The organism is Steroidobacter sp., assembly GCF_016790065.1.
Taxonomy (GTDB): Bacteria; Pseudomonadota; Gammaproteobacteria; order Steroidobacterales; family Steroidobacteraceae; genus Steroidobacter.
Genome location: NZ_JAEUPY010000487.1, coordinates 1 through 24,478 on the forward strand (window position 1 = coordinate 1; position 24,478 = coordinate 24,478).

The window sequence follows — 24,478 nt, forward strand, 5'->3', positions numbered from 1 at the left end:
TCATTTCGACGAGCCTGTGGGGCCGTATGCAACAGGCCTCAAGGTCGTAGAGCAGTACGACTACACGCGCTCCTTTAGCAAGGCGCAGCCGGGCAGGCCACTGCAAACATTGGTCTGGTATCCGGCCGAGGGCAAGGATGCCTCCATGACCGTCGGCGACTACGTTGCGTTGCTGGCGACAGAGACGACTTTCGGCAAACCCACCGAGCCGAGCGCTGAAGCCAAGGAGCTGCTGGCCGGTTTGACTCCAGTCCTAGCATCGCGACTCAGGGCGGTACGCGACGCGCCGGCTGCGTCGGGGCGTTTCCCTGTCGTCATTTACTCGCCGGGTTTTTCTTCGGTGGCTTGGGAGAATGCCGATCTGTGCGAGCACCTCGCCAGTCACGGCTATGTGGTCATCGCCACGCCCAACATGGGCGCGACCACTCGCGCCATGACCAAAGATTTGGCGGGCCTCAACACGCAGGCGCAGGACATTTCTTTTCTGGTCGGCTATGCGCAGACGTTGAGCAATGTCGATGCCTCTCGAGTTGCGGCGCTGGGTTTCAGTTGGGGTGGCTTGTCGAATGTGTTTGCCGCTGCCCGCGACGAGCGCATCGGCGCTCTGATCTCTCTCGATGGCAGTCTGCGCTTCTCTCCAAACTACGTGCAGCAGGCAGGCGACGTGCATCCGGAGCGGATGACCGTGCCGCTGCTATCCATCGCGGGCGCGCCGATGACGTTCGAGTATCAAGAGCGGGTGTTGAACGCAGCGGAATTTCGGGGCCCCAATGTTCTGAACGCTTGGACCCGCGGCGATTTGGTTGATGTGCATCTACTCGGCTTCGTGCATGGGCATCACACGTCCATGCATCAGCGCAATGAAGTGCTTTGGCAGAGTTATTTCCCATCGATGCAGCAAGCCGACTATGACCGTGACGAAGCCACCGCGGGGTATGGCTGGCTGGCGCGTTACACGCTTGCCTTTCTCAATGCCTATCTCAAGCACGACTCGGTTGCGCTTGCGTACTTGAAGAAGACGCCGCGTGAGAACGGTGCGCCCAGGCATTTCATGACAGTGAGCTTTCGCGATGCGAGTAAGTGAATGGCTGCGCGCGGGCATCGCTGCCGCGCTGTCTTTGGTCGCGATGGGCGATGCACAGGCGTCCCAGAACACGTTGAGTCAAGTCACGCCTGCGCAGGTCGACGAAGTCTTTTCTAAATGGAATCGCGCTGACTCGCCAGGATGCGCCGTCGCAGTTCTGCATGATGGCGAGACGGTGTTCACGCGCGGCTATGGCATGGCGGATCTATCGCACGACGCGCCGATCGTTCCGTCGACGCCGTTTCATGTGGCCTCGGTGTCGAAGCAGTTCACGGCAGCGGCCATCATGCTGCTCGAAGAGCAGGGCAAGCTTGCATTGGACGATGATGTTCGACGCTACATCCCCGAGCTGCCGGACTTCGGCACTGGCATCACGCTGCGCAATCTCTTGCAACACACCAGCGGCCTGCGCGATCAATGGGGCTTGCTGGCGCTGGCAGGCTATCGGTACTCGCTGGATTTGATCACCGATGACGATGTGCTGAAGATCGTGCTGGCCCAGCGTGAATTGAACTTCACGCCCGGCTCGAAGTTCATGTACTCGAACACCGGATTCACGTTAGCGGCGCAGGTCGTGAAGCGTCTATCGGGCCAGTCGCTACGAGAGTTCACCACTCGAAACCTGTTCGCGCCGCTCGGCATGAACTCGACGCACTTCCGAAACGATCATGCTGAGATCAATCGCGGTGAGGCTTGGGGCTATGTCCCGGCGCCCGGCGGTAAGTTCCGCTTGGCCGTGACCAACTTCGACACGGTGGGGCCGACCAGTCTGTATACGACCGTCGAAGATCTGGCGAAATGGGATCAGAATTTTTATGAGCAGCGCGTCGGTAGCGCCCATTTCAACGACCGAATGACGCGGCTCGATCCGCTCACCACCGGCGGTGACAACTACTTCGCGATGGGCTTGATGATGTTGCGGTATCGCGGATTGCCCATCGTAGAACATTCGGGTGGGGACGCGGGCTATCGTTCGGAGATTCTGCGTTTTCCCGAGCAACACTTTTCAGTGGTCTGTCTGTGCAATACCACGGCGCCAGCAACGGAGCTGGCGCGTAAGGTGGCCGATTTATATCTGGCCGAACGTTTGCCGTTGCCGCCGGTGACGTTTGTTGTCCGAGACGATGCAGCGACTCGGAGAGCCGCGCTTGGCAAGGATGGGATCTATCGGTCGCGTGACACTGGCATCGTGATGCGGCTCGATGTGGTCGATGGCTCGTTACACACGATCCAGCCCAGCGGCAAAACTCCGTTGCGTTCGGATGGTCAAGGTCACTATCTGGTGCCCGAAGCGTTGGGTCCGGCCCGCTTCGAGCCGGCGACCGGCAAGGCGCTGCGTGTCGTGACTCAGGGTGAGGGCGAGCCGTCGGAGATCTGGGATCGGTTGGCTGCCTATTCAATGCCGGCCGGCGCGCTCAAAGAGTTGACTGGTCGCTACTACAGTGACGAGCTGGATGTGAGCTACAGCCTGGTCGAACGGCAGGCACAGTTGGTGCTGGAGCGTAAGAAATACCCGCCCGATCCGCTGACAGCGATTGGGCCGGACTTGTTCTTGTCCTCCCAAGGAGGCACGGTGCAGTTCACGCGGGCCGAGACCGGCACAGTACGAGGTTTGCTCGTCACGGGAGCGCGAGTACAGAATGTGACATTCCGTCGCCAGGGATCGTCCACCGATGCACGTTGAGACACCGCTGATCGAGTCCATGTCGTTGAGCGCGAGCGCCGGGGCTCAAATCTTTTTGAAGCTGGATGCCGTGCAGCCCACCGGCTCGTTCAAAGCGCGCGGCGTGGGCTATGCCTGCGTCGAGCATCGCAAGCGGGGCGCCCAGCGGTTCATCAGTTCATCCGGCGGCAATGCCGGACTGGCGGTGGCGTATTCGGGAAGACGGCTCGGCGTGCCGGTGACGGTGGTCGTTCCCAAAACCACCACTCAACGCGCCAAACGCCTGATCGAGCTGGAGCAGGCGGAAGTGATCGTGCACGGCGAGTCGTGGCACGAGGCCAATGCCATGGCGCTTACTCTGCTGGATGCGAGCAGCGCGTTCATTCATCCGTTCGACGATCCGCTGCTGTGGACCGGGCACGCCACGCTGGTCGATGAGCTGGCTCGGCAGACCGAGCCGCCGGATGCCATCGTCTTGTCAGTGGGCGGCGGCGGCCTGCTGTGCGGTGTCGGCGAGGGTTTGAAGCGCAACGGCTGGAACGAGGTCGCCATCGTTGCAGTGGAGACGCTCGGTGCCGATTCGTATGCGCAGGCACTGGCCGCCGGTAAGCCGGTGCTGCTGCCGGCAATCACCTCGATTGCAAGCTCGCTGGGCGCCCGCCAGGTGTGCCAGCAAGCGGTCGATTTAGCGCGTGAGTTCCAGATAGAAAGCGTCGTCGTGTCGGACGCGCAGGCGGTGGCCGGCTGCATGACTCTATTGGACGAACACCGCATCCTGGCCGAACCGGCCTGCGGCGCTTCGTTGGCCGCGTTGACTCAAAAAACATCGGTGTTAGCACGGGCCAAGCGGGTGGTCGTGGTGGTTTGTGGCGGGGTGGGCGTCAACCAGCGCCAGCTTCTGGATTGGGACGCAGCGTTCCGTTTGAAAACCTAGTCGTCTGGTTCCGGTCGTCTGGTTTTGGGTAGAACCTTGGATGTTGTCGGCGCACGCCGCCGGCAACATCGGCGAGCGCCTATCTGCGCTCTGCACCGGGTCCGACCATGACAAAGAAAGCCTCGACGCTTGCCCCCGATTCCTCGCGCCGCCTGCTGTTGCCGCTATTGATCGGCACGTTGCTGGCCTCGCACGCGAGCCTAGCCAGCACGCCTCGTAATGAGGCCTCGCGTATCCGTGTATTCGAAACCTCTCTCCGGCCAGCCGTCAGCGTAGTGGGGCAGCCCGAGCAGCGCTGGACGCTGCAGGAACGGATGGAGCACTGGAAGGTGCCGGGCTTGAGCATCGCGGTGATTCGCGATGGCAAGGTGGCCTGGGCCAAGGGCTACGGCGTGCTCCAGGTGGGCGGCAAAGAGTTGGTCGACACGCAGACGCTGTTCTCGGTCGGTTCAGTGAGCAAGGTCGGCGCGGCGGCAGTGACGCTGCGGCTGGTGGATGCCGGCAAGCTCGATTTGGATCGCGACGTGAACAGCTATCTCAACGCCTGGAAGGTCCCGGCGAATCCTTACACCGTTACGTCTCCGGTGACGCTGCGGGGTGTGATGTCGCATTCGGCGGGCCTGACCGTGCATGGTTTCGCCGACTATCAGCCGAACGAAACGCTGCCGACGACAGTGGAAACGCTGCTCGGCCGCGCGCCTGCGAAGAATGCGAAAGTGGAAGTGATCTACACGCCTGGTTCGCGCTTTCAGTACTCCGGCGGCGGCACGACGGTGGAGCAATTGGCGGTGGAAGAAGCTACGGGCGGCGATTTCCCGTCGGCGGCACGCCGTTATTTGTTCGAGCCGTTGGGCATGAAGCGCAGCACCTATGAAAACCCGGTGCCGGCCTCGCTAGGAAACATTGCCAAGGCGCATGGCTGGGATGGCAAGCCCCGCGCGTTGCCGCGAGGCTATGAAGCGATGCCGGAGAAAGCAGCTTCCGGATTGTGGACCACGCCTTCGGACTATTCGGCGATGGTGATTGCGTTCATCCAGTCCTATCAGGGCTCGGGCAATTTTCTGAGCGCGCCGCTGGCGCACCAGATGATGTCGGAAGTGGGTCGCAGCGTCTTTGGCCTGGGGCCACGTCTGGAAGGGGCGGGCGTGGATCGTCGCTTCAGCCACGGCGGTGCCAATGATTCGTACATGGCGTGGATGGAAGGTCACCTGGCGACGGGTAACGGCGTGGTGATCTTCACCAATGGTAGCAACGGCACCGAGTTGTACACGGAGGCGCGTCGCGCCGTGGCGCTGTCGGAAGGCTGGTCGGAGGAGCTGGACTATCATCAGCGCGTGCCGGCTGTGTCGCTCAGCGCAGCGGAATTGAGCGAGCGTGCTGGCGTGTATGCGATCGGCGATGCTTTCGTGCTCACCACGTTCCGCCACGGCAGCGACGACAAGGCGGGCTATGAGATCGTGCAGAAAGACGGCGCGCTGTATCGTCGCGAAGGTGACGAGTCGAGGCGGCTGTATGCGATGGACGCCACCAACTTCGTCGACGAGGAAGGCGGCACCACGTATCAGTTCTTGCGGGACTACGCCGGCAAGCTGAACGCGTTGCTGGTCTCGGAAGATATCGGTTCTAATACCGGCAGGATCCAGACTCGGGCCGTTAAAATGAGCGCCCGGTAATCACAATGGGGTGACGAGCGACGATGCGAATCCTGTGCTGCTTGGTACTCATCGTCGCTCTGCTCCCCGTCGCACAAGCCAGTTCGGTCCCGGCCGCGGCCGAACGCAAACAACTGGCGGGCTTACAACAGCCGGTAGAGATCCTCCGCGATCCTTGGGGGATCTCTCATATCTATGCCCAGACCGAGGCGGATCTGTTTTTCGCCCAGGGTTACAGCGCGGCTCGCGACCGGCTGTTCCAGTTCGAGTTGTGGCGGATGCAGGCCACCGGCACGGCGGCGGCCGTGTTCGGGCCGAAAGAGCTCAAGCGGGACATCGGCGCCCGTCTGCATCAGTTTCGCGGTGATTTGCGGCAGGAACTGAATTTCTATCATCCGCGGGGCGAGGCCATCGTCGACGCGTTCGTGAAGGGCGTGAACGCCTATATCGCGGAGACGGAACGCAATCCCGAACTGCTGACACTGGAGTTCCGTCTACTCGGCATCACGCCGAAGCGCTGGACACCCGACGTCGTCATCTCTCGTCACCAGGGCCTGCTCGTCAACGTGCGCTCGGAGCTGGCGAACGCGAAGCTGTTGACGACTGTCGGCGCTGAGCGCATTCGCAAGCTCACTTATTACCAGGGCGGCGATCCGCAACTGGTGGCGCCGCCGGGCCTGGATCTGGCGAGTCTGCCGGAGCAAGTGCTGGAGCTGTACGTCGCGTTTCGCGATCCGATGCAGTTCGAGCCCAGCCAGATCGATCCGCAGTACCGCAACTCCGCGGACTCGTTCAAGCAAATGTCGGCATCGATTGGCGTGATTCCCAACGAGCCGTCGCGCGATATCGGCAGCAACAACTGGGTCATCGCCGGCGAGCGCTCGCAGAGCACGTATCCCATCATGGCGAATGATCCGCACCGTGCGGTCACTGCACCGTCCTTGCGTTATTGGGTGCATCTGAACGCGCCGGGTTGGAACGTGATCGGCGGTGGCGAGCCGGTGTTGCCCGGCGTATCCATCGGTCATAACGAGTACGGCGGCTGGGGCTTGACCATCTACGGCAGCGACAGCGAAGACTTGTATGTTTACGACACCGATCCGGCAAACCCGGACGCGTATCGCTACAAGAATCGCTGGGAAAAGATGCGCGTCATCCAGGACACCATCGAGGTGAAAGGGCAGGCGCCAGTGGCGGTGACCTATAAGTACACGCGTCATGGTCCGGTGCTTTTCGAGGATACCGCCAAGCGCAAAGCATATGCGTTGCGTGCCGCCTGGATGGATCGAGGCGCGGCACCTTACCTCGCCAGCCTGCGTATGAATCAGGCCAAGAGCTGGGAAGAATTCCGGGCCGCATGCCTGTACAACCTCGCGCCGGCCGAGGCGATGGTGTGGGCGGACCGCCAAGGAAACATCGGTTGGCAGGCCACCGGCCTGCGGCCCCGGCGGCCGAACTGGAGCGGGCTGTTGCCCGTGCCCGGTGACGGCACGTATGAATGGAACGGCATCCTGCCCATCGAACAATTGCCGCATGCTCTGAATCCGTCGCAAGGTTTCCTGGCTACGGCCAATAATTTTCTGATGCCGGTGGATTTCAAGTTTCCAGACGCAATGACTTACGAGTGGTCCGACTCGACGCGCGCCGATCGTATTTCCGAGATGTTGAGCACCGGCCAGAAATTCAACGTTGCACTCAACGCTCGCATGCAGAACGATGAGTTGTCATTGCCGGCGCGCGAGCTTGTGCCGCTGCTGGCCGGCTTGCCGCTGACGGGAGTAACTGCGCAAGCGCGCGATCGCCTGCTTGCTTGGAATTACGTGCTCGACAAGGATTCGGTGGCGGCTGGCATTTATCAACCGTGGCAGACACGGCTGCGCGACAACTTTCGCGACTTGATCCTGGGCGAGGAACTCGCGAAGCAGAAGCCACGGATCACCGCTTCGATGAAACGCATGATCGATCAGCTGTATGCACCCGGTGTCGACTTCGGCGTGGATCCGCTCAAAGGTCGCGACCAGTTGCTGGTGCGGAGCCTGGAGCAGGCAGTGAAGGAGCTGACGGCGACGCTCGGGCCGGACATGGAAGGTTGGCGTCTCGGGCAGGAGAAACATCACCACGCATTGATCAAACATCCCTTGTCGAGCGTGGTGAACGAGCAGACTCGCGCTCGATTCGATGTGGGCCTCGCGCCACGCGGCGGCGATAACTACACCGTCAATGCCACGGGCTCCGGGCGACAAGCGGCTGGAGCTTCCTTGAAGATCATCGTGGACACCGAAGACTGGGACAACTCCATCGGCCAGAACACGCCCGGGCAGTCCGGCGATGTGAACAGCCCGCACTATCGCGACCTGTTCGAGCTGTGGGCCCAAGGCAAATACTTTCCGATCTTGTTCTCGACGCCCGCAGTCAAATCCGCGGCGCGTTCGCGAACCTTACTGGAGCCCGGTCGAGCCGAGCGTCCCGCCGAGGTGCAATCGAATTAGGGCCGATCGTCGCAGCGGCGGCCGCGAGAGATTCGACGTTCCTGATTCGAGTACGCTGCCGACACCATGCCCATATCGCTGTTGCGCCGCGAGCCGGAGCGACGATCTCGGTGATGTTTGAAGCGACAGTTGCAAACTTTGGCATCGCAACCCGTCAACGGTAGCCGCGGTGCGTTCCGGGACAGGAAACGCGGTCCACAGAGACGACGGGCTCCGGCGCAAGCATCGCTGCCAGGCATAATGGAGACTGCGTGGTAGGTGTTGCTCTCGGGTTGCGTCTGATGTTTCGCGCCAAGCAATTTGGCGAACCAAATAGAATTTATTAGTGCCATGACTCCTCCCCATCTCTCATGGCTAAACCGTCACGCCTGCTTCTTCGAAGAATCACATCGACAAAACGACGGTCCATCTTGCTGTTGCGGATCTCACCTAGCCACGCCAGAAAATACTTAGGGCTCAATCATGCTCAAGGCCGGTCGTGAGTGGGCGGAATCCCTACGTTCGCTCGGTGCTGCCGCGTTGAAGTGATCGGCAATCCATTGCAGCCAGCGTCGACGGACATCGCGCGTGTGCACGGGATCCGAGGCAGTGTGACCGTCCAATGGATAGGCGATGAATTGCACGGCGGTGCCATTGTCTCTCAGGGCCCGATAGAGCTTGTATGACTGGGTGATCGGAACGCGACGGTCGCCAGTCAGTGCCAGAATCAAGGTCGGTGTGCGGATGTTTCTTGCGAAGTGGATGGGCGACTGTTCGCGGTACTGCTGGTCGTTGTCGCCAATGTATGGCGAGCCGTTGATGCTGTAGCCATACCAGGCGTTGAAATCCGACAAGCTATATTCGTCAGCGAAGTCGGTCACAGCTGCACCTGCGACCGCGGCACTCCAACCTTGGTAGTGAGAGGTGAGCCAGGCAGTGAGATAGCCGCCATACGACCATCCGGATAGTGCGATTCGCTGCTCGTCGACGATTCCCAATGCTTTGACCGTAGCGATACCCGCCATCACATCGCGGCCGGGACCGTCACCCGCGTCGTTAACGATGGCGCGGCGGTAGGCATCGCCCGCCGATGTGCTGCCCCGATAGTTGGGTGTAAACACCAACCATCCTTGTGCCGCTAGCAGTTCGTAGTAAGGCGTGAATGTTTCCGTGGAGGTCGTCATCGGGCCGCCATGAATCGCCACCACCAGCGGATAGCGCTTGCCCTTCTGGAAGCCTGGCGGATGAATCAACACGCCAACTTGATCGAAGCCGTCGAGCTGCCAGTGGATGGTTTGCAGCGGCCCGTACTGTTTATTCGCCAGCGGTTCGTTGAACGCCGTCAGTCGCTTGGGCTTCGCCTCCGCCGAGCGCTTGAAATACAGTTCGGTGTTGCGTCGGGCTTCCATGCCCAAGAATGCGATTGCGCCGCTGGCGCTCGTCGACACACTGCGCACGTCAGTAACGGGCCCGACGTCTACTTTGCGAGCGGCGCCGTCGAGGGGCACGAGCCACATCGCATCCTTGCTGCCTTCTACCGCAACGCTGATCAGGCTCTTGGAGTCGGGAAGCCACACGCCATCACGAAAATTTCGATCAATCGCGCTGGTGACGTTGCGCACTTCGCCACTCGAAGTGGAAACGAGCGTGATGCCCTCGGCGCGAAAACGAAACTCCGGCCCCCGTGAGCGCATGAAGGCCAGCCATTGTTGGTTCGGCGAAGTAGCCAGCATTGAACCGATAGGAGCGTTCGGATTCGCTGCCAGCACAGATTTTCGCGCTCCTCCGCCGCTATCGACCGAGTAGAGTTCGGTCGGCGCCGTGAGCTCTTGAATGCTCGGCGTTGGCGTGGTCTTGGCGGCCTTGGCCGTGAAAGCCAGCGACTGGCTGCTGGCCCATTCGAAGTCCTCGACGGACTCTTGACCGGAAGTCAGCCGTTGCGCAGCTCCGCCTGCGACCGAAATGACCCAGAGCTGCGTCGGCATCAAGCGTTCTTTGGACAGGAAGTTGTTCCGGTCGTCGACTTCGAAGGAACGATTGTGAGGATCGTCACTGGCGGGTGGCGGCGCTGAGTCCGCAGTCGTGTATGCGATGGATGCGCCGTCTGGGCTCCACTTGAAGGCGCCGACGCCAGCGGCAGCCTTGGTCACTGCGCGAGCACCATCGAAATCATTCGAGCGAGCAATGAATATCTGAGCAGCCGTTCCTGACGGCGAGTCGAGCCACGCCAGCTGGGTGCCATCCGGCGACCATTTGGCAGCGCTGATCGAGTTGCGCCCTGGAGCAACGATGCGCTGCGCGCCGGTCTCTGTGTCGACGATGACCAGTTGGCGATTGAAACGATTGTCGACCCAATCCGCGCGCGTCACCAACAACGCAATGCTGCGACCGTCGGGCGAGATCGCCGGTTGGCCGGAGAAGCCGACTTCGGCGTCCAGATCGGCGAAAGTGATTCGATTGCTTTCGGCGGCAGAGGACGTGCCGGCCAGCAAAGACAATCCGACTGCGACACACGCGGCCGCGAGACGCTTACGGACATTGCTTCCGCTGTGCGCGGGCTGAATCTTGGACATGCGTTGGACTCGTGATGAACAGTTGCGTTGGTGTTTGAGCTGAGTGCTATCGATGCGAACTGCTGCAAGCAGGACTAACCGTGCCCAGGTACAGCAATGCGTCGTAGGCGCGCCCGATTGCCAGCTCAATGGCTAGCGAGCCCAGAGCGACGGGCTGGGGCTGCTTGAGCCAGGTTGCAACGGGCGGTGGCGCTGGACGCAGATCCAGAATGAAGCGCGACTGGTCGATCTCGCCAAGCACGCCGTCAAAAGAATGTGCTGGGGATCGGGTCAGCGTCTTCTTGCCGCCGGCACAACTCCGGAAACCTTCCACTTCGATCTCGCCGGCACCGACGAGATTGCCAATGCTGAAGAGTCGGTTGCCGAGGCGGCGTTTCAGATACGTTCCCGCCGGCTGTTGCGAGGAGTCGTCGGTCGCCGAGTTCCAGCTCGCTTTGATGGGAGCGGTGCTCAGATGATAGGCATGAGCGAACACCAGAATCTTGCCGCTGGAGCCTTGCTGTTCGATCACCCATTCCAAGTTGTCGGCCTGTGCACGATCACGCGAATCGAGCGCCGGTGCGAAGAACGTTGGCGTTCCGTTGCTGTCGCTGCGCTTCCAACCGACCGGGATTTGGCGGAGCCACGCATCCGCTTGGCGCGCTCCGATGGCTGCTCGATAACCCCATTGAAAGTTATTCGCCGAGCTGGCCGCGATGTAGTCAGCTTCTTTTCGTTCCAGCAAGGCGATGAGATCGGCCACAGTGGCGGTGAGTGCATCACGCTGCGTAAGACTCAGGCTGGCGTAACCAGATGCTTCGGCCGAGCGGGTATCGAAGTGAAGGTGCTTCAATTGCGAACTTGCGCGCGTACGAAGGCTCGTCTCAGCGACTGCGTCCACGCGAGCCAGGTAGTCAAACGCGGCCGACAATGCAGTGTCGAGGTGTCGCTTGGCTTCAGGGTTTCCGGGACTGCCCGGGACGTCGAAGCCGTAAAAATCGACCTTGCGGTGATGCGACGGATCGGCGTTGTAGGCACGCAGCCAAGCAATCAAGTCGCGATTGGCGGGGAGGCGGTCGAAGGTCCACGAGATGCCGTTGGCCAATACGTCGTCAAGCGTCCCCGGGCCGCCGCGCACGAAATCATGAACCACGCGGCCCTCGACTAGCCCGGATTCGATGGCGATCGCCGTGAATCCTTTCTTCTCTACCAGGTATTGAAACAGACGATTACGAAACTCGAGAGGTTCGGCGGCTCCGTGTGTTGCTTCGGTGACAGCAACCACGGTTGCGTCGCCGATCATGCTGCCAAGCGTCTCAAGATCCTCGGGCACGGCGGATTGAGTTGCCCAATGAATGAAAGCCTCACGGCCCGCCGACTCGTTGCTAGATGCCGGCGCTTGCGCGTGCATAGTCGCAAGCATGCACATAGAAACGAAACCCCTCATTCCGTTTCTGACAGGCGCTGCTGCAGCGTCTGACGCGCCTTTTCGAAATGGCTCTGTAGCCTGGGGATCGGCGCGCCTTCGAATGCTTTGCGAAGTTTCTCTTCGCTGCTGCTAACGATCTTGAGTAACGCAGACGCCGCTGCACGTTCGGTCGCGGGAAGCGTGCTGCCACGCCGGCCGATCCAAATCGGCGAAGTGTGAGCGAAGGCGTAGTCATCCATCGCCGGCCAACTGGAGATTCGTCCGCCGTGAGCGCGCGCGGCGATCCAGCCACCTTCGGGAATCGCGATGCTGCCGGAGAAGCTGCGTTTACCGGCTTTGGTCAACCCGCTGCCTTGCCAGACGACTGCGCCGTTGATGAGCAGCTCCAGCTTGTCGAATGCAACTGCACTGTAAACATCGAGATGCCATTGAACGGCGGCTGACTTTTCATCGAGCACGTCGCCAGGGCGCGCCGCTGCAACCCGAAGATCCAGCAGTGGCCCGTTGGTGACAAAGCTCCGACCGGCTTTTAGATCTCGCAGATAGTCATCGAGCTTGAACGGTTGGGGCGTGCGCACGTAAGCGCGCGTTGCGCCCACGGGCATGATGCGAAAGAAATTTGCCATCGAGTCCGAGCCGGCGCTCGGTGCAATCGGCAGGCCGAGGTTTAGCAGCTGATACCACACGCCTGCCGCGCCGAGCGCGTCGCTCCACAGGCACGACAGCTCGTACAAGTCCACTTCGCCCAGCACTGCATCCGGAATGAGCGAATGCGGTGTCGGGTACGGATGAACGTAGACGTTGACGCCGCCTTGCTTGCGAGCGTGGCGTAATGCATCCGCATTGAGGCGGTCGTCCCATCGATAAGACTCGTAGTACGGGCCCCAGAACCAGGGCCAGAACAGCTCATTGGCGCCGATGATGCCGATGTGTCCGAAGAAGTGCGGCCGGACTTCCTGCGAGAACTGCAGGAACGGCGGTTCACTCAATTGCTGCCAGCCCCAGTACTGCCGATCTTCCAGGCGCTCGTGCAGATTGGCGACGGTTGGCGTTGCGAAGTCCAAGTCTTCGGCGCGCATTTGCAGGAGTAGATCTTCTGGAGTGAGCCGGTAGGGGCCGCCGTAGTTGAGGTGCAGATGATGATCTGCCGAGATGTAGCCAGCCGCGCGGGTGTCCCACACCGGCTCCAGCTTTATGGAGATGTCACGCGTCGTTCCGGCCTCGATGTTTTCGCGGATGACCTTCAATGGAGTTGTGGGGCCGCGCACGGCGGAGATCCGTACGTCGCCTGCTGGCACGGTGATTTCGGTCGTACCTGGAGAAAAGAAATAGATTGCGCCGCTGGCCAAGTCGAATTTCGGCTGGCCGGCATCCGGTAGGACTGGATGGCCTTGAGCATCCACAACGGCGAGCCGAGCGGCGTCACCTTTGATCCGAAGTTGTGCCGTCGGCACGCCCCAGTGCCACGCGTGGATCGGCACGTCGATAACGTTGCCGCCCGCATACGGCACCCGCTTCAACACCATGCGTTCCTGCGCATCGCTTTCCGTGAAATAGATATCTTTGCCTTCGGCGCTCCATGCTGGAGTGAGTGGCAGTCCTCGGGAGAGCACGATAGCCGAACGTGGCTCGTCGAACGGTAGTAATCGCAGCTCAGGTTCGCTGCTGGACGGCAATGTCACAGCTACCGTGCGACCGTCGGGGCTCAATGCGGGACGGCTGTGCGAGAGGATGTTGCCCGCATAGAGGGTGCGTTCGTTACCATCCGAAAGATCATGAATGCGAATCTCATCGGGGCCGCTGCCGCTGTCGAAGAAGTACAGCACCCGCTCGCCGTCGGGATGCACGAGAGGGCGCAGCACGGCGCCTTTGTGATCCGTCAGCCGAGTTCGCTGGCCTGTAGCGAACTCCAGGCGCCACAGATCCAAATCGCCTGCGGTGGCCGAAGAGTAATAAAGAAAGCGGCCGTCGGGCGAGAACGTCGGGTCGAGTTCCAGCACCGGCTCGCCAGCCAAAAGCTGCTCGCGGTTTTCGTTGAGATCGAGCATGACGATGGAGGTGTCGCGGGTATCGTCACGAACGAAGGCGAGGTGTCGGCCATCGGGCGACCAAGCCGGCCGCGAATCCATGTGAGCGCCCGAGGTAATGCGCCGCGCGACATGCGTTTCAAGATCCAACAACCAAAGCCAGCCGCGTGCCGCGAAAGCGACGTGGCGGCCATCGGGTGAAGGCGCCGGATCGGTCGGCCCGGCATTCAGCGTGGGCAGGTTGTATGCTTCGAAATAAAGGTGATGGCCGAAGCTCTGCAACTTCGGGTAGCGATGTCTCCAGTCGGCATGCACCTCGGTCGTCATTGCCAGCAGGAGCAGCACCGCGCTCAACACGGTGCGGTCAATCATTTGGCAACGTCATCCCGCTGCTGTAATTCAATGCTGCCGTTGGCGTGGCGGATCACACGCAGATGAAATGATTCTTCCAGTCCCAGCAACCAGCCATCCAGGTTGTGCTCCAGCACTGTGCCGGTGATGCGCAGCTCGCCCAAAGCCGGATCGGCGAGTTCGATGCGCCGAGCGGTGTAGCGATTAACGTCGGCGATGATGCCGGCCAGCGGCTCATCGAGATAACTCAGTCGACCTTCACGCCAACTTGCCACGGTACGCACATCGATCGAGGTAATCGCTGTCGTCGCACCGGCGAGCGATGCCGTTAGCTGCTGGCCGGCGGTCAGGCGCGCCGTGCTGTCGTGCTGATCGGTCGAGTGGCTGAGCGGAGGCCTGTCATCCGAAGGCGGCAGAACCAAGCGGTCGTCGCTGACCTTCACAGTTCCTTCAGCGACTGCCACGACTACATGATCGCCGGACCAGCGTACATTGAAGGCCGTGCCCACAGCGGTGATGGTCGTGGAGCCTGCACGCACCGTAAAAGGTCGACTAGCGTCGGGAGCGACACGGAAGAACGCCTCGCCGTGTTTGAGCGTGACTGTACGAGCCCCTGCGGTATACACGGTGCGCAGTAGCGTGTATCCGCCGGCGTCAACGGTGGAGCCGTCGGGCAGTAGTGCCTTGAGCGTGCCTCCGGACGGCGTCTGCGTCTGTTGGTAGGTCAACAAGCCAGGCAGATTGATCTCGCGAAGATAACCCGCCGTCAGCAAGGCGAACATCAACAGCATGCTTGCGGCCAGCGTGCCGGCAGTCCATAACGGCCAGCGCCGAAAGCGTGTCCAAGCGATCGTCCGCACAGCGGCGATCGAGGGTGGTGTCGGTGCTGACGACTGAGCTGCGCTCGGTGCACTGGCGCCGGATTCCAGCCACTCCCATATACCTTGCTTGCCGTCATAGCAGTCTGTAGCTAAATCATGCGGCTTCGGCCAAGGGGCGCGCATGGCGTCGGCTGCGCACATCATGCTCTCAACGCGAGCGTACTCTGCATGGTGTCGCGGGTCCGCGCTCAGCCACTGCTGCCATTCGGTGATACGTGCGATGGACACCTGCGGCTCACGAACCTCCATGAACCATGCGACGGCTTGCCGCAGGATCGGGTCGTGCTCGCGGGCGGCGGAGGGCTTGTTCATTTGGACTGCTCCACCGCATCCAAGCCCACTCGACAATAGACAATGGCGCGCATCACGTAGTCCCGGACCATGCGCTCGGACAAACCCATGCGATGGGCGACGTCCGCAAACTCCAATCCCTGGACTTTGTGCAGCAGGAAGGCCTGGCGGCACTTTGCCGGCATTTCTCCGACGAGCCGCTCCAGGTGCTCGACCTGTTGTTCCACCGCTGCGATGTGCTCCGGAGTGGGGTTGTCTCGCAGTTCCTCGAACAGGCCGCCTTGCATCGCCCGCAGGCCGCGAGTGCGCAGTCGCAGGCGGTCGATCGCCAGGTTCGATGCAGTCTTGAACAGCAGTGCCCGTTGATAGCTCAAGCCCCAGGGACGATCCAGATTCAGCAGCTTCACGTAGGCTTCCTGAGCCACTTCTTTGGCTTCGTGATGTGAACTCAGGCGCTCGGACAGGAACCGCAGCAGTGCTTCGTTATGCTCGCGAAACAGCCTCGCCACCAGTTCGGCGCGTGACCCATCCGCCTGCGTGCCCGAATGCGATTGCGCTCCGTCGGTGGCGGAGCCAGGCGGAGACTCGGGCGGTTCTTGTGGACACATCTTCATTGGCAGTAACCCCGTACCTATCAACGACGGCGGCCCGGAATTTTGCGATCCGAATCGCAAAAAAATACTCGTGGAGCGTTTAAAGGGCGCGCAGCCGAGCATTGGCGCGGCTGGTCGTACATAACTTGGGGAGAACGAATGACGATCACATCTTACGTCCACAGCCGTCAGGCCGACTGGTGCGTTCTAAGAGGGGCTCTGGTGGGGGCGAGCATCTTGCTCGCCAGCGCAACCGTCCACAGCGCCACGCCCTCGACGCTGCAAAGCCAGCGAGCGGGCGCCGTCGTGTTCGACATTCCGGCGCAGTCATTGGCCACTGCGCTACTGCGCTTCTCCGAGCAGGCGGGCATTCAAGTCACCGCTCCGAGCGCGACATTGCAAGTCTTCCAGACCCCTGGGGTGCGGGGCGATTACACCGCGGTGGAAGCACTGGACATCCTTTTGAAGGGCAGTGGGCTGACTTACAAGTTCGTCGATGCGGAGACGGTGGTGGTGCGTGGCGCGCACACCGCTGCTCATACCTCCGGAACCATGCGCTTGGCGCAGGCTGGGGCAGGTTCGGAAGCGGCCAAGGCTGACGGACAACAAACCCGGAGCATGGCTGAAGAAGAAGTCATCGTCACGGCGCAAAGACGAGGCGAGGAGAGTCTGCAGAACGTGCCCATCTCCATGTCCGTGATCAGTGGGCAGGAACTCGACAAGTCGCACTCTTTGGGTGTGCTGGGCGAGCTCAGTAAAGTGCCGGGCGTCGGTCTTTACGAAGCCACACAGACGGGCGGCGCTTCTGTTTCGATCCGCGGCGCCTCGGTGAACTATCCATTGTTTTCTGGCGCCAGCACTGTCGGTTACTACATCGACGACATTCCGTTCGGATTCGTGAGCAGTGCGGTGCTGCCGGACGCAGGCTCGTTCGATCTGGCTCGCGTCGAAGTGTTGCGCGGACCGCAGGGAACGCTCTACGGCGCCAACGCGCTCAATGGCGTGGTGCTGATCAAGACCAGCGATCCGGATCTCGAAGCTTTCGGTTTGAAGGCGCGCACGCTGCTTTCCAGCACCGAAGACGGTGGCGAGAACTATCGCGGCGATCTGTCGGTCAACATTCCCATCGTGAGCGGCAAGGTGGCGGCACGCGCGACGGCGGGATTCAGCGATTACAGCGGTTGGATCGATCGGCCCAACGCCGGCGTCAAGGACGCCAACGATCGGGAAGTCACCAATCTGCGCCTGAAGCTCAAAGCTCAAGTGACCGACGATTTGTCGTTCACGCTGTCAGGCTGGCATTCGAAAACTCAAACGGGCAGTCCCGATATGGGATTGGACGGTCGCGTCAACGCCTCGGCGCGGCTCGAGCCTTTGTCGTTCGACTACGATGTCTTGGGAGCGGTGATCGACTACCGGTTTGCCGATGTGGCCATGCGCAGCGCCACTAGTTACATCGACTACCAGAACGACAGCGAACTCGATCTGCGTTACATCCCGAACCAGAACTCATTGTTCACCGATCTTGGCGCCAAGGTATTCGCTCAGGAGTTCACGTTCAATTCCACCTCCACGGGGCCGTGGGGCTGGTCGGGCGGTGCGATGTATCGAGATGCCAAGGACACGATCTTTCAGCAGTTCTCCGCCATCCGCGTGGAGGGGCCCGGCATCTTTCCGTTCGCCAACGATGAATACCGGTCGGAGTCGATCGCGGTCTACGGCGAACTCTCTCGCCGCTTCATGAACGATCGGTTGCAGCTCTCTTTAGGCGCACGCTATTTCCGAGACACCGTCAGCGTCGACAATCTCAACACGGCGGCTGGCCCGGTCGAAGACACGTTCGAAAAAGTCACGCCCCGCACCGTGCTGAGCTGGTTTCCCAGTGACGACGCGATGTTCTACGCCTCCTATGCGCAGGGCTTTCGCAGCGGCCGCAACCAGAATGAGTTGACGCTCGCCGTGGTGCCCGACCTGCCGGCGGCCGATCCGGATTCGTTGAACAGCTACGAAGTCGGTTCCAAGGGCCGCTGGTTCGACGGCGGACTCAAGTACGACGTGGCGGTGTTCTATATCGATTGGAAGGATTTGCAGCTGAGCCGCGTGGTCGTACCGCCGAGCGGCCCAACCTTCTCGGCATTGACGAACGGCCAGAGCGCCAGCGGTGTTGGCACTGAACTGCGCCTCGGCTTCGAACCCATTCGAGATCTGAATGTCGATCTGAACTTTGCATGGAACGATCTGGCGTTCGACAGCAAAGTCTTCACCAACGGCATTCTGTGGTTCGACAAAGGCGATCGGCTGGTGGACTCAGTGAAGTACAACGCCGGTCTGTCGCTGGACTATGCGTTTCCGACTTCGTCGCGAGGCTGGAACACTTCGCTGCTCACCTCAGTGAATTACACCAGCCCGCGGCTCTACAGCACTGTGTCCGGTCCGAGAAGGATTCTGGCCATCGCCGATGACGTGATACTGACTCGACTGGAGCTGGCCGTCGAAGCGCCCGCCAACTGGACCATCTCGCTGTTTGCGGACAACTTGTTCGATGAAGATCCGGTGGTGACGCACTTCCCCTTCAATCCGCAGCGTGAGGCCAGGATTCGGCCCCGCACCATCGGCGTGCAACTCGAATACCGGCTCTGAGCCAAAACTGGGACAACACTGAGATCACAGATGAAATGGAATAACGAGGCAGTGTTGCGCCGGCTGGCAACGATGTCGCTGCTCGTAGCCTGTGCAATGTCACCGGCTTTGCAGGCCGAAGCGGTGCAAGCTCGTGACCTGGGCGTGCCGTTCGCCGGCACGCCCGGGCGCTACAACGCGATTACCGACGTCGACGGCGTCGAGGTGGGATACGTCACGTTGATCGAGGGAGAGGGTCATCTCGATGCTAGCAAAGGCATTGTGCGTACCGGAGTGACCGCGATTCTGCCGCGCGGAAAGCACTCTACGACGCCAGTGTTTGCAGGTTGGGAAACCAGCAACGCAGCGGGTGAGATGACCGGCACGGTGTGGCTCGAGGAACGAGGTTATATCGATGGACCGGTGATGATCACCAATACCCACAGCGTTGGCGTGGTGCGCGACGCGGTAGTGCAATGGTTGGTGAGCAACCAATGGCCGGGCGACTGGTTCGTGCCGGTGGTGGGAGAAACCTATGACGGCTTCATCAGCGACATCAACGGCTTTCATGTGACTCGCGAGCACGCGCTGGCGTCGATCGCCAGCGCGCGTCCCGGGCCCGTTGCACAAGGCAACGTCGGCGGCGGCACCGGCATGGCGTGTTTCGGCTTCAAGGGTGGCACCGGCACGGCTTCCAGGGTCGTTCAAGTCGAGTCGCAGAGCTTCGTGGTCGGCGTACTGGTGCAATGTAATTTCGGTAAGCGGCAATGGCTGCGCATCGGCGGTGCACCGGTTGGCGAAGCGCTGGCAGACAAATACTTGCCGGGCATCCCTGGCCAGCAGCGAACTGCGGACGGCAGACGTCCCAACCGTGCCGAAACCGGCGATGGCTCCATCATCGTCGTCGTGGCGACCGATGCACCGTTGTTGCCCCATCAACTGAAACGTCTCGCCAAGCGGCCGGCCGCCGGGATGGGACGCATGGGGGACGCGGGTAGCGACGGTTCGGGCGACATCTTCATCGCGTTCTCTACCGCCAACCCGAATATCGAAAGCGTGGAGATGAAGCCGAAGACGGTGCGCATTCATCCCAACGATCAGCTGACACCGATCTTCGAGGCGGCGGTGCAGGCGACGGAAGAGGCGATCACCAACGCGATGATCAACGCAACGTCGATCACGGGCGTCGGTGGCTTTGGTCTGGTCGCGCTTCCCCACGACGAACTTCGAGCCATTCTGAAAAAGTACGGCAGACTGCAAGCGAGAAAGAATTGAGATGACGCTCTGTTCGCTCCGGCCGGCCTGCTTGCTGCTGGCAATGCTCTCCGCTGTGCCGGCTCTGGCACAGCAAGGGCCCGATAACCGTCGGCCGTGGCTGAATTCATCCACTGCGGTATCGGATGATCCGCGTCGGGTGCCAGTCTCTCCGGCGCCGCGAGGTCCGGAGGGAAGTCTGGTCATTCGCGGCGGCCGCGTGTTCGATGGCACGGGCAGCGCGGCACGCCTCGCCACCGTGGTCATCGAGCGAAATCGCATCGTCGCCGTGCTGCCGCCGGGAGTGAACCAGTGGCCGGCGAACGCACGAGTGACCGACGCTGCCGGCAAGACGGTGATGCCTGGATTGATCGACTTGCATACTCATCTCACGTACACCGAGCCCGGTGTATCCCAGCAGCAGGAAAACGAAGGTGAGTCGGCCACGCTGCGCGGCATGGAGCGGCTGCGCTTCTACACTGAGTCCGGTATTACCAGCGTCCGAGACGTGGCCTCGGTGGGTAACGCACCGTTTCGATTGAAGCAATGGGTTGCTGAGAACCGCATTCCTGGTCCGCGAGTGTTTGCAGCTGGCCAGCTGATTACGGGAACGGGTGGGCATGGTGCTGAAGAGCTGTGGCAGACCGGTTGCCATCAGCAACCTCATGCAGCAGTTCGGGAAGCCTCCGGCGCCGATGACTGGCGCGAAGCGGTTCGCGAGCAGTTCAAGCGCGGCGCTGACCTGATCAAGCTAGCCAGTCACTACTCGCGGGATGAAGTGGCGGCCGCAGTGGATGAAGCGCACACGCTGGGTCTGAAGGTGACCGTGGATGCGGAGACGTTCTACATCCAATGGGCGGTCGAGGCTGGCGCCGACACAATAGAACATCCCTTACCTCGCAGCGACGAGACCATCCAATTGATGGCGCGCAAGGGAACCGCCTCGGTGCCGACGCTGGTGCCCTACATATACATCTTCGATCTGGCGGGCGGGTACTTCGGCTCGACCTCGCGCCGCTTCGATTTCTCCAAGGACAGCAACTTCGAGATGCTACGCAAATTGAAGCGTGCCGGGATCCGGCTCGGCGTGGGCACGGACCTGGTGAGCGATTGGTTTCGCTACTTGCCGCATGCCTACATTACGGAGTTGAAGCAATTCGTCGCCGCGGGTTTCAGCATCGAGCAAGCATTGGTGGCAGGCACGCGCACCAGTGCGGAGATTCTGGGAATGGCCGACAAGCTGGGCACGCTGGAACCTGGCAAGTTGGCCGACTTGATCGTCGTCGATGGCCAGCCGGATCGCTCGCTGGACGATCTGCGTCGCGTGTCGTTGGTGATCCGCGATGGTCACGTCATTCTGGAAAACGGCGCGGTCGTCATCGCGCCGCATGTGCCGGTGCCCGAGCCCAATCCCAAGGAGACGGTTCCCGGGCGCCGTTGGTGATCAAAAACAATCCTTGACCCATCGGCTGGGCTGTCTCGGCGCTGGCGGCAGATGCGAGAGGCCAGGCCTGCCACGAATCCGGCCGCTCATGCTCAGTGATCCCACGGAGGACAGGTAGCGACATTGAGTGGCACATTGCCGAGTCCGTCTGCTGCAAATTAACGGCCTCGTAGAGGAGCTCACAACAATGATTCGATCGCGAAAAATCTGGTCTGGCTTGGGTACGTGCGTGACATTGGCTGCTGGCGCCGTGATGGTGCAGGCGGCAACGGCTGCTCCTAGCGGCACGGACGCAGTCGCGCCGACCTTTCAGGGCAACCTGGACGACGCGCTGAAGAAGATCTTCGCCGGTGAAGGCGGAGAAGATGGTGCCGGCCTCACGCCGATGTGGCCTTCCGTGGTCGCGCCGGCGCTCACCGGTCCGGAGATCGAGAAAGTGGTGAAGGGCAACACCCTGACCATGAAATGGCACTACGACTACTTCTTCGCCGCTGACGGCACGCTCTCCGGCACCTCGTCCTCGTTCGAGAAGCTGGGCGAAGCCAGCAAGTGTCCGAAGGGCTTCGTGGAAGGCGAGGGCTACTCCATGTCCTCGGACGGCAAGACCTGCTGGAAGATTCCGGTGGCACCGACGGCAGGCACCTGGTCCATCAAGAATCATCAGCTGTGCCTGGACATCAAATGGAAGGGCGGCGCCAAGCAGTCCTGCCAGTACGTCACCATCCTGCTGGACGACATCGCGCTGTTCGATGCCAACGGCAAGATCGACGGCAAGGGCATGAAGCTGGTGAAGGGCAAGCAGCTGACCAAGCTGGCTCACAACTAGTAGCGCATCCGGGCGATGCGGTTGGAACCTTCGGTTCAGCCGCATCGCTCTGGTTCACCAGGACTGCTACTAGGGCTCAGCCCACATTCGCCACAGATTGGAGCAGGACTTGGACAACGAATCGAACTGCGCGGTCTTGCCGGTCTGCTGAAACAGCTGGCGTCGCAGGACTTCCAGGTCGAACAGAATCTGCCGCTGACGCGGATCCCGAATCAGGCTCTGCACCCAACCCACCGCAACCTGCCGCACTCCTGAGGTCACGGTTGCCACTCGATGCACCGTATCCGAAGGGTAGAGCACCAACGCACCGGCATCGAGCTTGTGATCGTGCGTGCCCAAGGTGTCCTCGATCATCAGCTCGCCGCCTTCATAGTCGCCGGGCGCTGATAAAAACAGCGTGAACGACAGGTCCGAGCGGATCCGATTGCCTTCGCCCATCAGCGCGTTATCGACGTGATCGCCATAGCCCATGCCGCTGGTGTAACGGCTGAAGGTGATGGGGCGCAGCGCCTTGGGCATGGCGGCAAGCGTGAACACTTCGTTGGCGGCCAGCGCCGCGACGATCAACTGCTGCAATTTCTCGAAATGCTTGCCCTTGGGGTCGAGCTGTTCGTTGTTCTTGACCAGCGTCGCCGCCCAGCCCGCAGTCTTGCTGCCGGATTGGTACGGTTGCTCGGCCAGCAGCCGGCGCACTTCACGCAACTGCTCGGCAGACAGAACATCGGCGATACAGAACATAGTTGGCCCCCTCCCGGCAAAGTGTAGCCTCTCGCCAGCCACTCGGCGCTGTTTTGCTGAGTAACTTACCGCACTGGTGCGTCTTATTATGCAGGGGCCCCAAGCGGAACCAGGTTGTGCTTGCCAGCGACAGTCTCCCGCCCGTGGAAAAACAGGCGTTCGATCGGCTGAGCCGGACCTTCCGGCCCGGCCTGATGGCGTTCTTTCTGCGCCGGGTGGGTAATCGCGCCGAGGCGGAGGACCTGACTCAAGAGGTGTTCGCGCGCCTCGCCGGGATGAATCGCGAGCAGATGCAGTCGGCTGAGGCGTACATCTTCAGCATGGCCGGCAACCTGTTGCGGGACCGGCAACGCCGCGAAAAGGTGCGTTTCGAGTATCGGGTCGACGCGCTGGCCTCGGAGAGCGTCGGTATCGATCAGCTCGATCCGCTGCGGGTGGCGGTGGGTCGCGAGATCTTGGCGGATCTGGGCGACGCCTTGAGCGAACTGCCGGAAGCGACTCGCACGGCCTTCATCCTGTATCGGTTGGAAAACGTGGACAAGCGCGCCATCGCCGCAGCGTTGCGCATGTCCGTGAGCAGCGTCGATCGCCATCTGTCGCGCGCCATTTCGCATTTGATTCAGCGAGTGAGGGAAAAGACATGATCACGGCGACGGATCGCGTGCAGCAGGCGAGTCAGTGGTGCCTGCGCCTCGCCGAAGGTGATTTGTCGGTTGAGGCGCGTCGCGACTTCGACGTCTGGACAGCCGACCCGGAGAATGCGCTCGCGTTCGAGGATGCCGCGCGGGTTTGGCAGGCATTGGAGCGCAGTCATCTGTCGCCGCAGCTCATCGAGATGAGGCGCAGCGCTTTGGACAAGCTGCGCCGTGCGGAAGCGGCAAGCTGGAGTCGTGGCACGAGCCATCGCTGGCGTTACGTGTCGATCGCGGCGTCGCTTGTTGTGATTCTCATCGGCGCCGCGTTGTGGGTGCGCTTCGCACCCGTGACCTACGTCACTGGCATCGGTGAACGGCAGGTGATTGCACTGGCGGACGGCTCGATGTTGACTCTGGACGCACAGAGTGAAGTCGCCGTGCGTTACAACGGCAATCGCCGTGACTTGTCGTTGCGTCGGGGCCGTGCCAAGTTCCAGGTCGCCAAAGATCCATTGCGACCCTTCAGTGTGAGCGCAGCCGACAAGATGGTGGTGGCGACAGGAACCCAATTCAGCGTCGAGCTGCTCTCCCGGAAAGTGCGCGTGGTGTTGTACGAAGGCGCGGTCGAAGTGCTGGCCACGGAAACGTTGCAGCCGGTGACGATCACCGCCGCCACTCGCCACCAGCGCGATCCGGGGTTGTTGCCGGGGCGCGAGCTGATTGCACCGACTGAGCAGGCCGTCGCGCAAACTCAACCTGTCGATTTGTTGCGTGCCGCGTCGTGGGAAGCCGGTCAGGTTGCCTTCAATGACGAGCCGTTGGCCACGGCGGTCGAACGAATGAATCGCTACACCAACGTGCCCCTCGAGATCGGCGATGAGCAAGCCGCGACCGTGCGCATCAGCGGCGTGTTCGCGGCCGGGGAGCCAGAGGCCTTCATCGAGGGCGTGACCGGCGTGTTCCCGGTGCGTGTCGATGAGGTGGCGGGCCGGCGCGTGTTCCGCAGCACTCGCTGACGAACTTTTCTGTTTGATGCG

At 61.4% G+C, this 24,478-nt stretch carries 17 protein-coding genes; 11 read left to right on the forward strand and 6 right to left on the reverse strand.

Annotation, left to right across the window (positions count from 1 at the left end):
• From JNL55_RS20035 to JNL55_RS20055, 5 genes are all read left to right on the forward strand, one after another.
• A partial coding sequence (locus JNL55_RS20035) for an alpha/beta hydrolase family protein (RefSeq protein ID WP_293857801.1) occupies positions 1-1,084 on the forward strand: 1,084 nt, incomplete at its 5' end.
• Positions 1,071-2,768 (forward strand): serine hydrolase domain-containing protein, encoded by a 1,698-nt coding sequence (locus JNL55_RS20040; protein WP_293857804.1) that lies wholly within the window; start codon positions 1,071-1,073, stop codon positions 2,766-2,768. The genes JNL55_RS20035 and JNL55_RS20040, both read left to right, overlap by 14 nt.
• The gene (locus JNL55_RS20045) at positions 2,758-3,681 is read left to right on the forward strand and encodes a pyridoxal-phosphate dependent enzyme (RefSeq protein ID WP_293857807.1); all 924 of its coding nucleotides are present in this window, start codon (positions 2,758-2,760) and stop codon (positions 3,679-3,681) included. Before JNL55_RS20040 ends, JNL55_RS20045 begins: the two co-directional genes overlap by 11 nt.
• 107 nt (positions 3,682-3,788) lie before the next feature.
• Positions 3,789-5,354, forward strand: a complete 1,566-nt coding sequence (locus tag JNL55_RS20050; RefSeq protein WP_293857810.1) for a serine hydrolase domain-containing protein — start codon at positions 3,789-3,791, stop codon at positions 5,352-5,354.
• 23 nt (positions 5,355-5,377) lie between these two features.
• The gene (locus JNL55_RS20055) at positions 5,378-7,822 is read left to right on the forward strand and encodes a penicillin acylase family protein (protein WP_293857813.1); all 2,445 of its coding nucleotides are present in this window, start codon (positions 5,378-5,380) and stop codon (positions 7,820-7,822) included.
• Positions 7,823-8,271: 449 nt separating this feature from the next.
• Here the strand turns inward: JNL55_RS20055 and JNL55_RS20060 are convergent, their stop codons facing one another.
• The 5 genes from JNL55_RS20060 to JNL55_RS20080 form a co-directional block, all read right to left on the reverse strand.
• Complete coding sequence (locus JNL55_RS20060; protein ID WP_293857816.1) at positions 8,272-10,374, reverse strand: alpha/beta hydrolase family protein; 2,103 nt, start codon at positions 10,372-10,374, stop codon at positions 8,272-8,274.
• A 46-nt stretch (positions 10,375-10,420) separates the two neighbouring features.
• Positions 10,421-11,656, reverse strand: a complete 1,236-nt coding sequence (locus tag JNL55_RS20065; RefSeq protein WP_293857819.1) for an erythromycin esterase family protein — start codon at positions 11,654-11,656, stop codon at positions 10,421-10,423.
• Positions 11,657-11,796: 140 nt separating this feature from the next.
• A complete protein-coding gene (locus tag JNL55_RS20070) occupies positions 11,797-14,181 on the reverse strand; it encodes an LpqB family beta-propeller domain-containing protein (protein WP_293857822.1) in 2,385 nt (794 codons plus the stop codon).
• Positions 14,178-15,353 carry a FecR family protein gene (locus tag JNL55_RS20075; RefSeq protein ID WP_293857825.1) on the reverse strand — a complete coding sequence of 392 codons (1,176 nt, stop codon included), beginning with the start codon at positions 15,351-15,353 and terminating at the stop codon, positions 14,178-14,180. The genes JNL55_RS20070 and JNL55_RS20075 overlap by 4 nt, the downstream gene beginning before the upstream one ends.
• Positions 15,350-15,946, reverse strand: a complete 597-nt coding sequence (locus JNL55_RS20080) for an RNA polymerase sigma factor (RefSeq protein WP_293857828.1) — start codon at positions 15,944-15,946, stop codon at positions 15,350-15,352. Before JNL55_RS20080 ends, JNL55_RS20075 begins: the two co-directional genes overlap by 4 nt.
• 138 nt (positions 15,947-16,084) lie before the next feature.
• On the opposite strand from JNL55_RS20080, the gene JNL55_RS20085 reads away from it, so the two are divergent.
• The 4 genes from JNL55_RS20085 to JNL55_RS20100 all read left to right on the forward strand — a co-directional run bounded on the left by JNL55_RS20085 (position 16,085) and on the right by JNL55_RS20100 (position 22,068).
• Entirely contained in the window at positions 16,085-18,565 is a 2,481-nt protein-coding gene (locus tag JNL55_RS20085) for a TonB-dependent receptor domain-containing protein (RefSeq protein ID WP_293857831.1), read from the forward strand.
• A gap of 30 nt (positions 18,566-18,595) precedes the next feature.
• Entirely contained in the window at positions 18,596-19,819 is a 1,224-nt protein-coding gene (locus JNL55_RS20090; RefSeq protein WP_293857834.1) for a P1 family peptidase, read from the forward strand.
• 1 nt (position 19,820) lies between these two features.
• Positions 19,821-21,242 carry an amidohydrolase family protein gene (locus tag JNL55_RS20095; protein ID WP_293857837.1) on the forward strand — a complete coding sequence of 474 codons (1,422 nt, stop codon included), beginning with the start codon at positions 19,821-19,823 and terminating at the stop codon, positions 21,240-21,242.
• Between the two features lie 187 nt (positions 21,243-21,429).
• Positions 21,430-22,068, forward strand: coding sequence for a hypothetical protein (locus tag JNL55_RS20100; protein ID WP_293857840.1), 639 nt, complete (start codon positions 21,430-21,432; stop codon positions 22,066-22,068).
• 69 nt (positions 22,069-22,137) lie between these two features.
• Here the strand turns inward: JNL55_RS20100 and JNL55_RS20105 are convergent, their stop codons facing one another.
• Positions 22,138-22,806, reverse strand: coding sequence for a Fe2+-dependent dioxygenase (locus JNL55_RS20105; protein ID WP_293857843.1), 669 nt, complete (start codon positions 22,804-22,806; stop codon positions 22,138-22,140).
• A 143-nt stretch (positions 22,807-22,949) separates the two neighbouring features.
• Here JNL55_RS20105 and JNL55_RS20110 point away from each other — a divergent pair, with 143 nt between their 5' ends.
• Together JNL55_RS20110 and JNL55_RS20115 are read left to right on the forward strand one after the other, a co-directional pair.
• Entirely contained in the window at positions 22,950-23,450 is a 501-nt protein-coding gene (locus JNL55_RS20110; RefSeq protein WP_293857846.1) for an RNA polymerase sigma factor, read from the forward strand.
• Positions 23,447-24,457: a FecR family protein gene (locus tag JNL55_RS20115; protein ID WP_293857849.1), complete on the forward strand. Its 1,011-nt coding sequence runs from the start codon at positions 23,447-23,449 to the stop codon at positions 24,455-24,457. Before JNL55_RS20110 ends, JNL55_RS20115 begins: the two co-directional genes overlap by 4 nt.
• The last annotated feature ends 21 nt before the right edge of the window (positions 24,458-24,478 follow it).

What these genes read in the sequence shown, in the direction of transcription:
- JNL55_RS20060 (WP_293857816.1), bottom strand. Translation starts at nt 10,374, where the DNA reads ATGTCCAAGATTCAGCCCGCGCACAGCGGAAGCAATGTCCGTAAGCGT.
- JNL55_RS20080 (WP_293857828.1), bottom strand. Translation starts at nt 15,946, where the DNA reads ATGAAGATGTGTCCACAAGAACCGCCCGAGTCTCCGCCTGGCTCCGCC.
- JNL55_RS20045 (WP_293857807.1), top strand. Translation starts at nt 2,758, where the DNA reads ATGCACGTTGAGACACCGCTGATCGAGTCCATGTCGTTGAGCGCGAGC.
- JNL55_RS20075 (WP_293857825.1), bottom strand. Translation starts at nt 15,353, where the DNA reads ATGAACAAGCCCTCCGCCGCCCGCGAGCACGACCCGATCCTGCGGCAA.
- JNL55_RS20070 (WP_293857822.1), bottom strand. Translation starts at nt 14,181, where the DNA reads ATGATTGACCGCACCGTGTTGAGCGCGGTGCTGCTCCTGCTGGCAATG.
- JNL55_RS20095 (WP_293857837.1), top strand. Translation starts at nt 19,821, where the DNA reads ATGACGCTCTGTTCGCTCCGGCCGGCCTGCTTGCTGCTGGCAATGCTC.
- JNL55_RS20050 (WP_293857810.1), top strand. Translation starts at nt 3,789, where the DNA reads ATGACAAAGAAAGCCTCGACGCTTGCCCCCGATTCCTCGCGCCGCCTG.
- JNL55_RS20090 (WP_293857834.1), top strand. Translation starts at nt 18,596, where the DNA reads ATGAAATGGAATAACGAGGCAGTGTTGCGCCGGCTGGCAACGATGTCG.
- JNL55_RS20040 (WP_293857804.1), top strand. Translation starts at nt 1,071, where the DNA reads ATGCGAGTAAGTGAATGGCTGCGCGCGGGCATCGCTGCCGCGCTGTCT.
- JNL55_RS20115 (WP_293857849.1), top strand. Translation starts at nt 23,447, where the DNA reads ATGATCACGGCGACGGATCGCGTGCAGCAGGCGAGTCAGTGGTGCCTG.
- JNL55_RS20065 (WP_293857819.1), bottom strand. Translation starts at nt 11,656, where the DNA reads ATGATCGGCGACGCAACCGTGGTTGCTGTCACCGAAGCAACACACGGA.
- JNL55_RS20105 (WP_293857843.1), bottom strand. Translation starts at nt 22,806, where the DNA reads ATGTTCTGTATCGCCGATGTTCTGTCTGCCGAGCAGTTGCGTGAAGTG.
- JNL55_RS20085 (WP_293857831.1), top strand. Translation starts at nt 16,085, where the DNA reads ATGACGATCACATCTTACGTCCACAGCCGTCAGGCCGACTGGTGCGTT.
- JNL55_RS20100 (WP_293857840.1), top strand. Translation starts at nt 21,430, where the DNA reads ATGATTCGATCGCGAAAAATCTGGTCTGGCTTGGGTACGTGCGTGACA.
- JNL55_RS20055 (WP_293857813.1), top strand. Translation starts at nt 5,378, where the DNA reads ATGCGAATCCTGTGCTGCTTGGTACTCATCGTCGCTCTGCTCCCCGTC.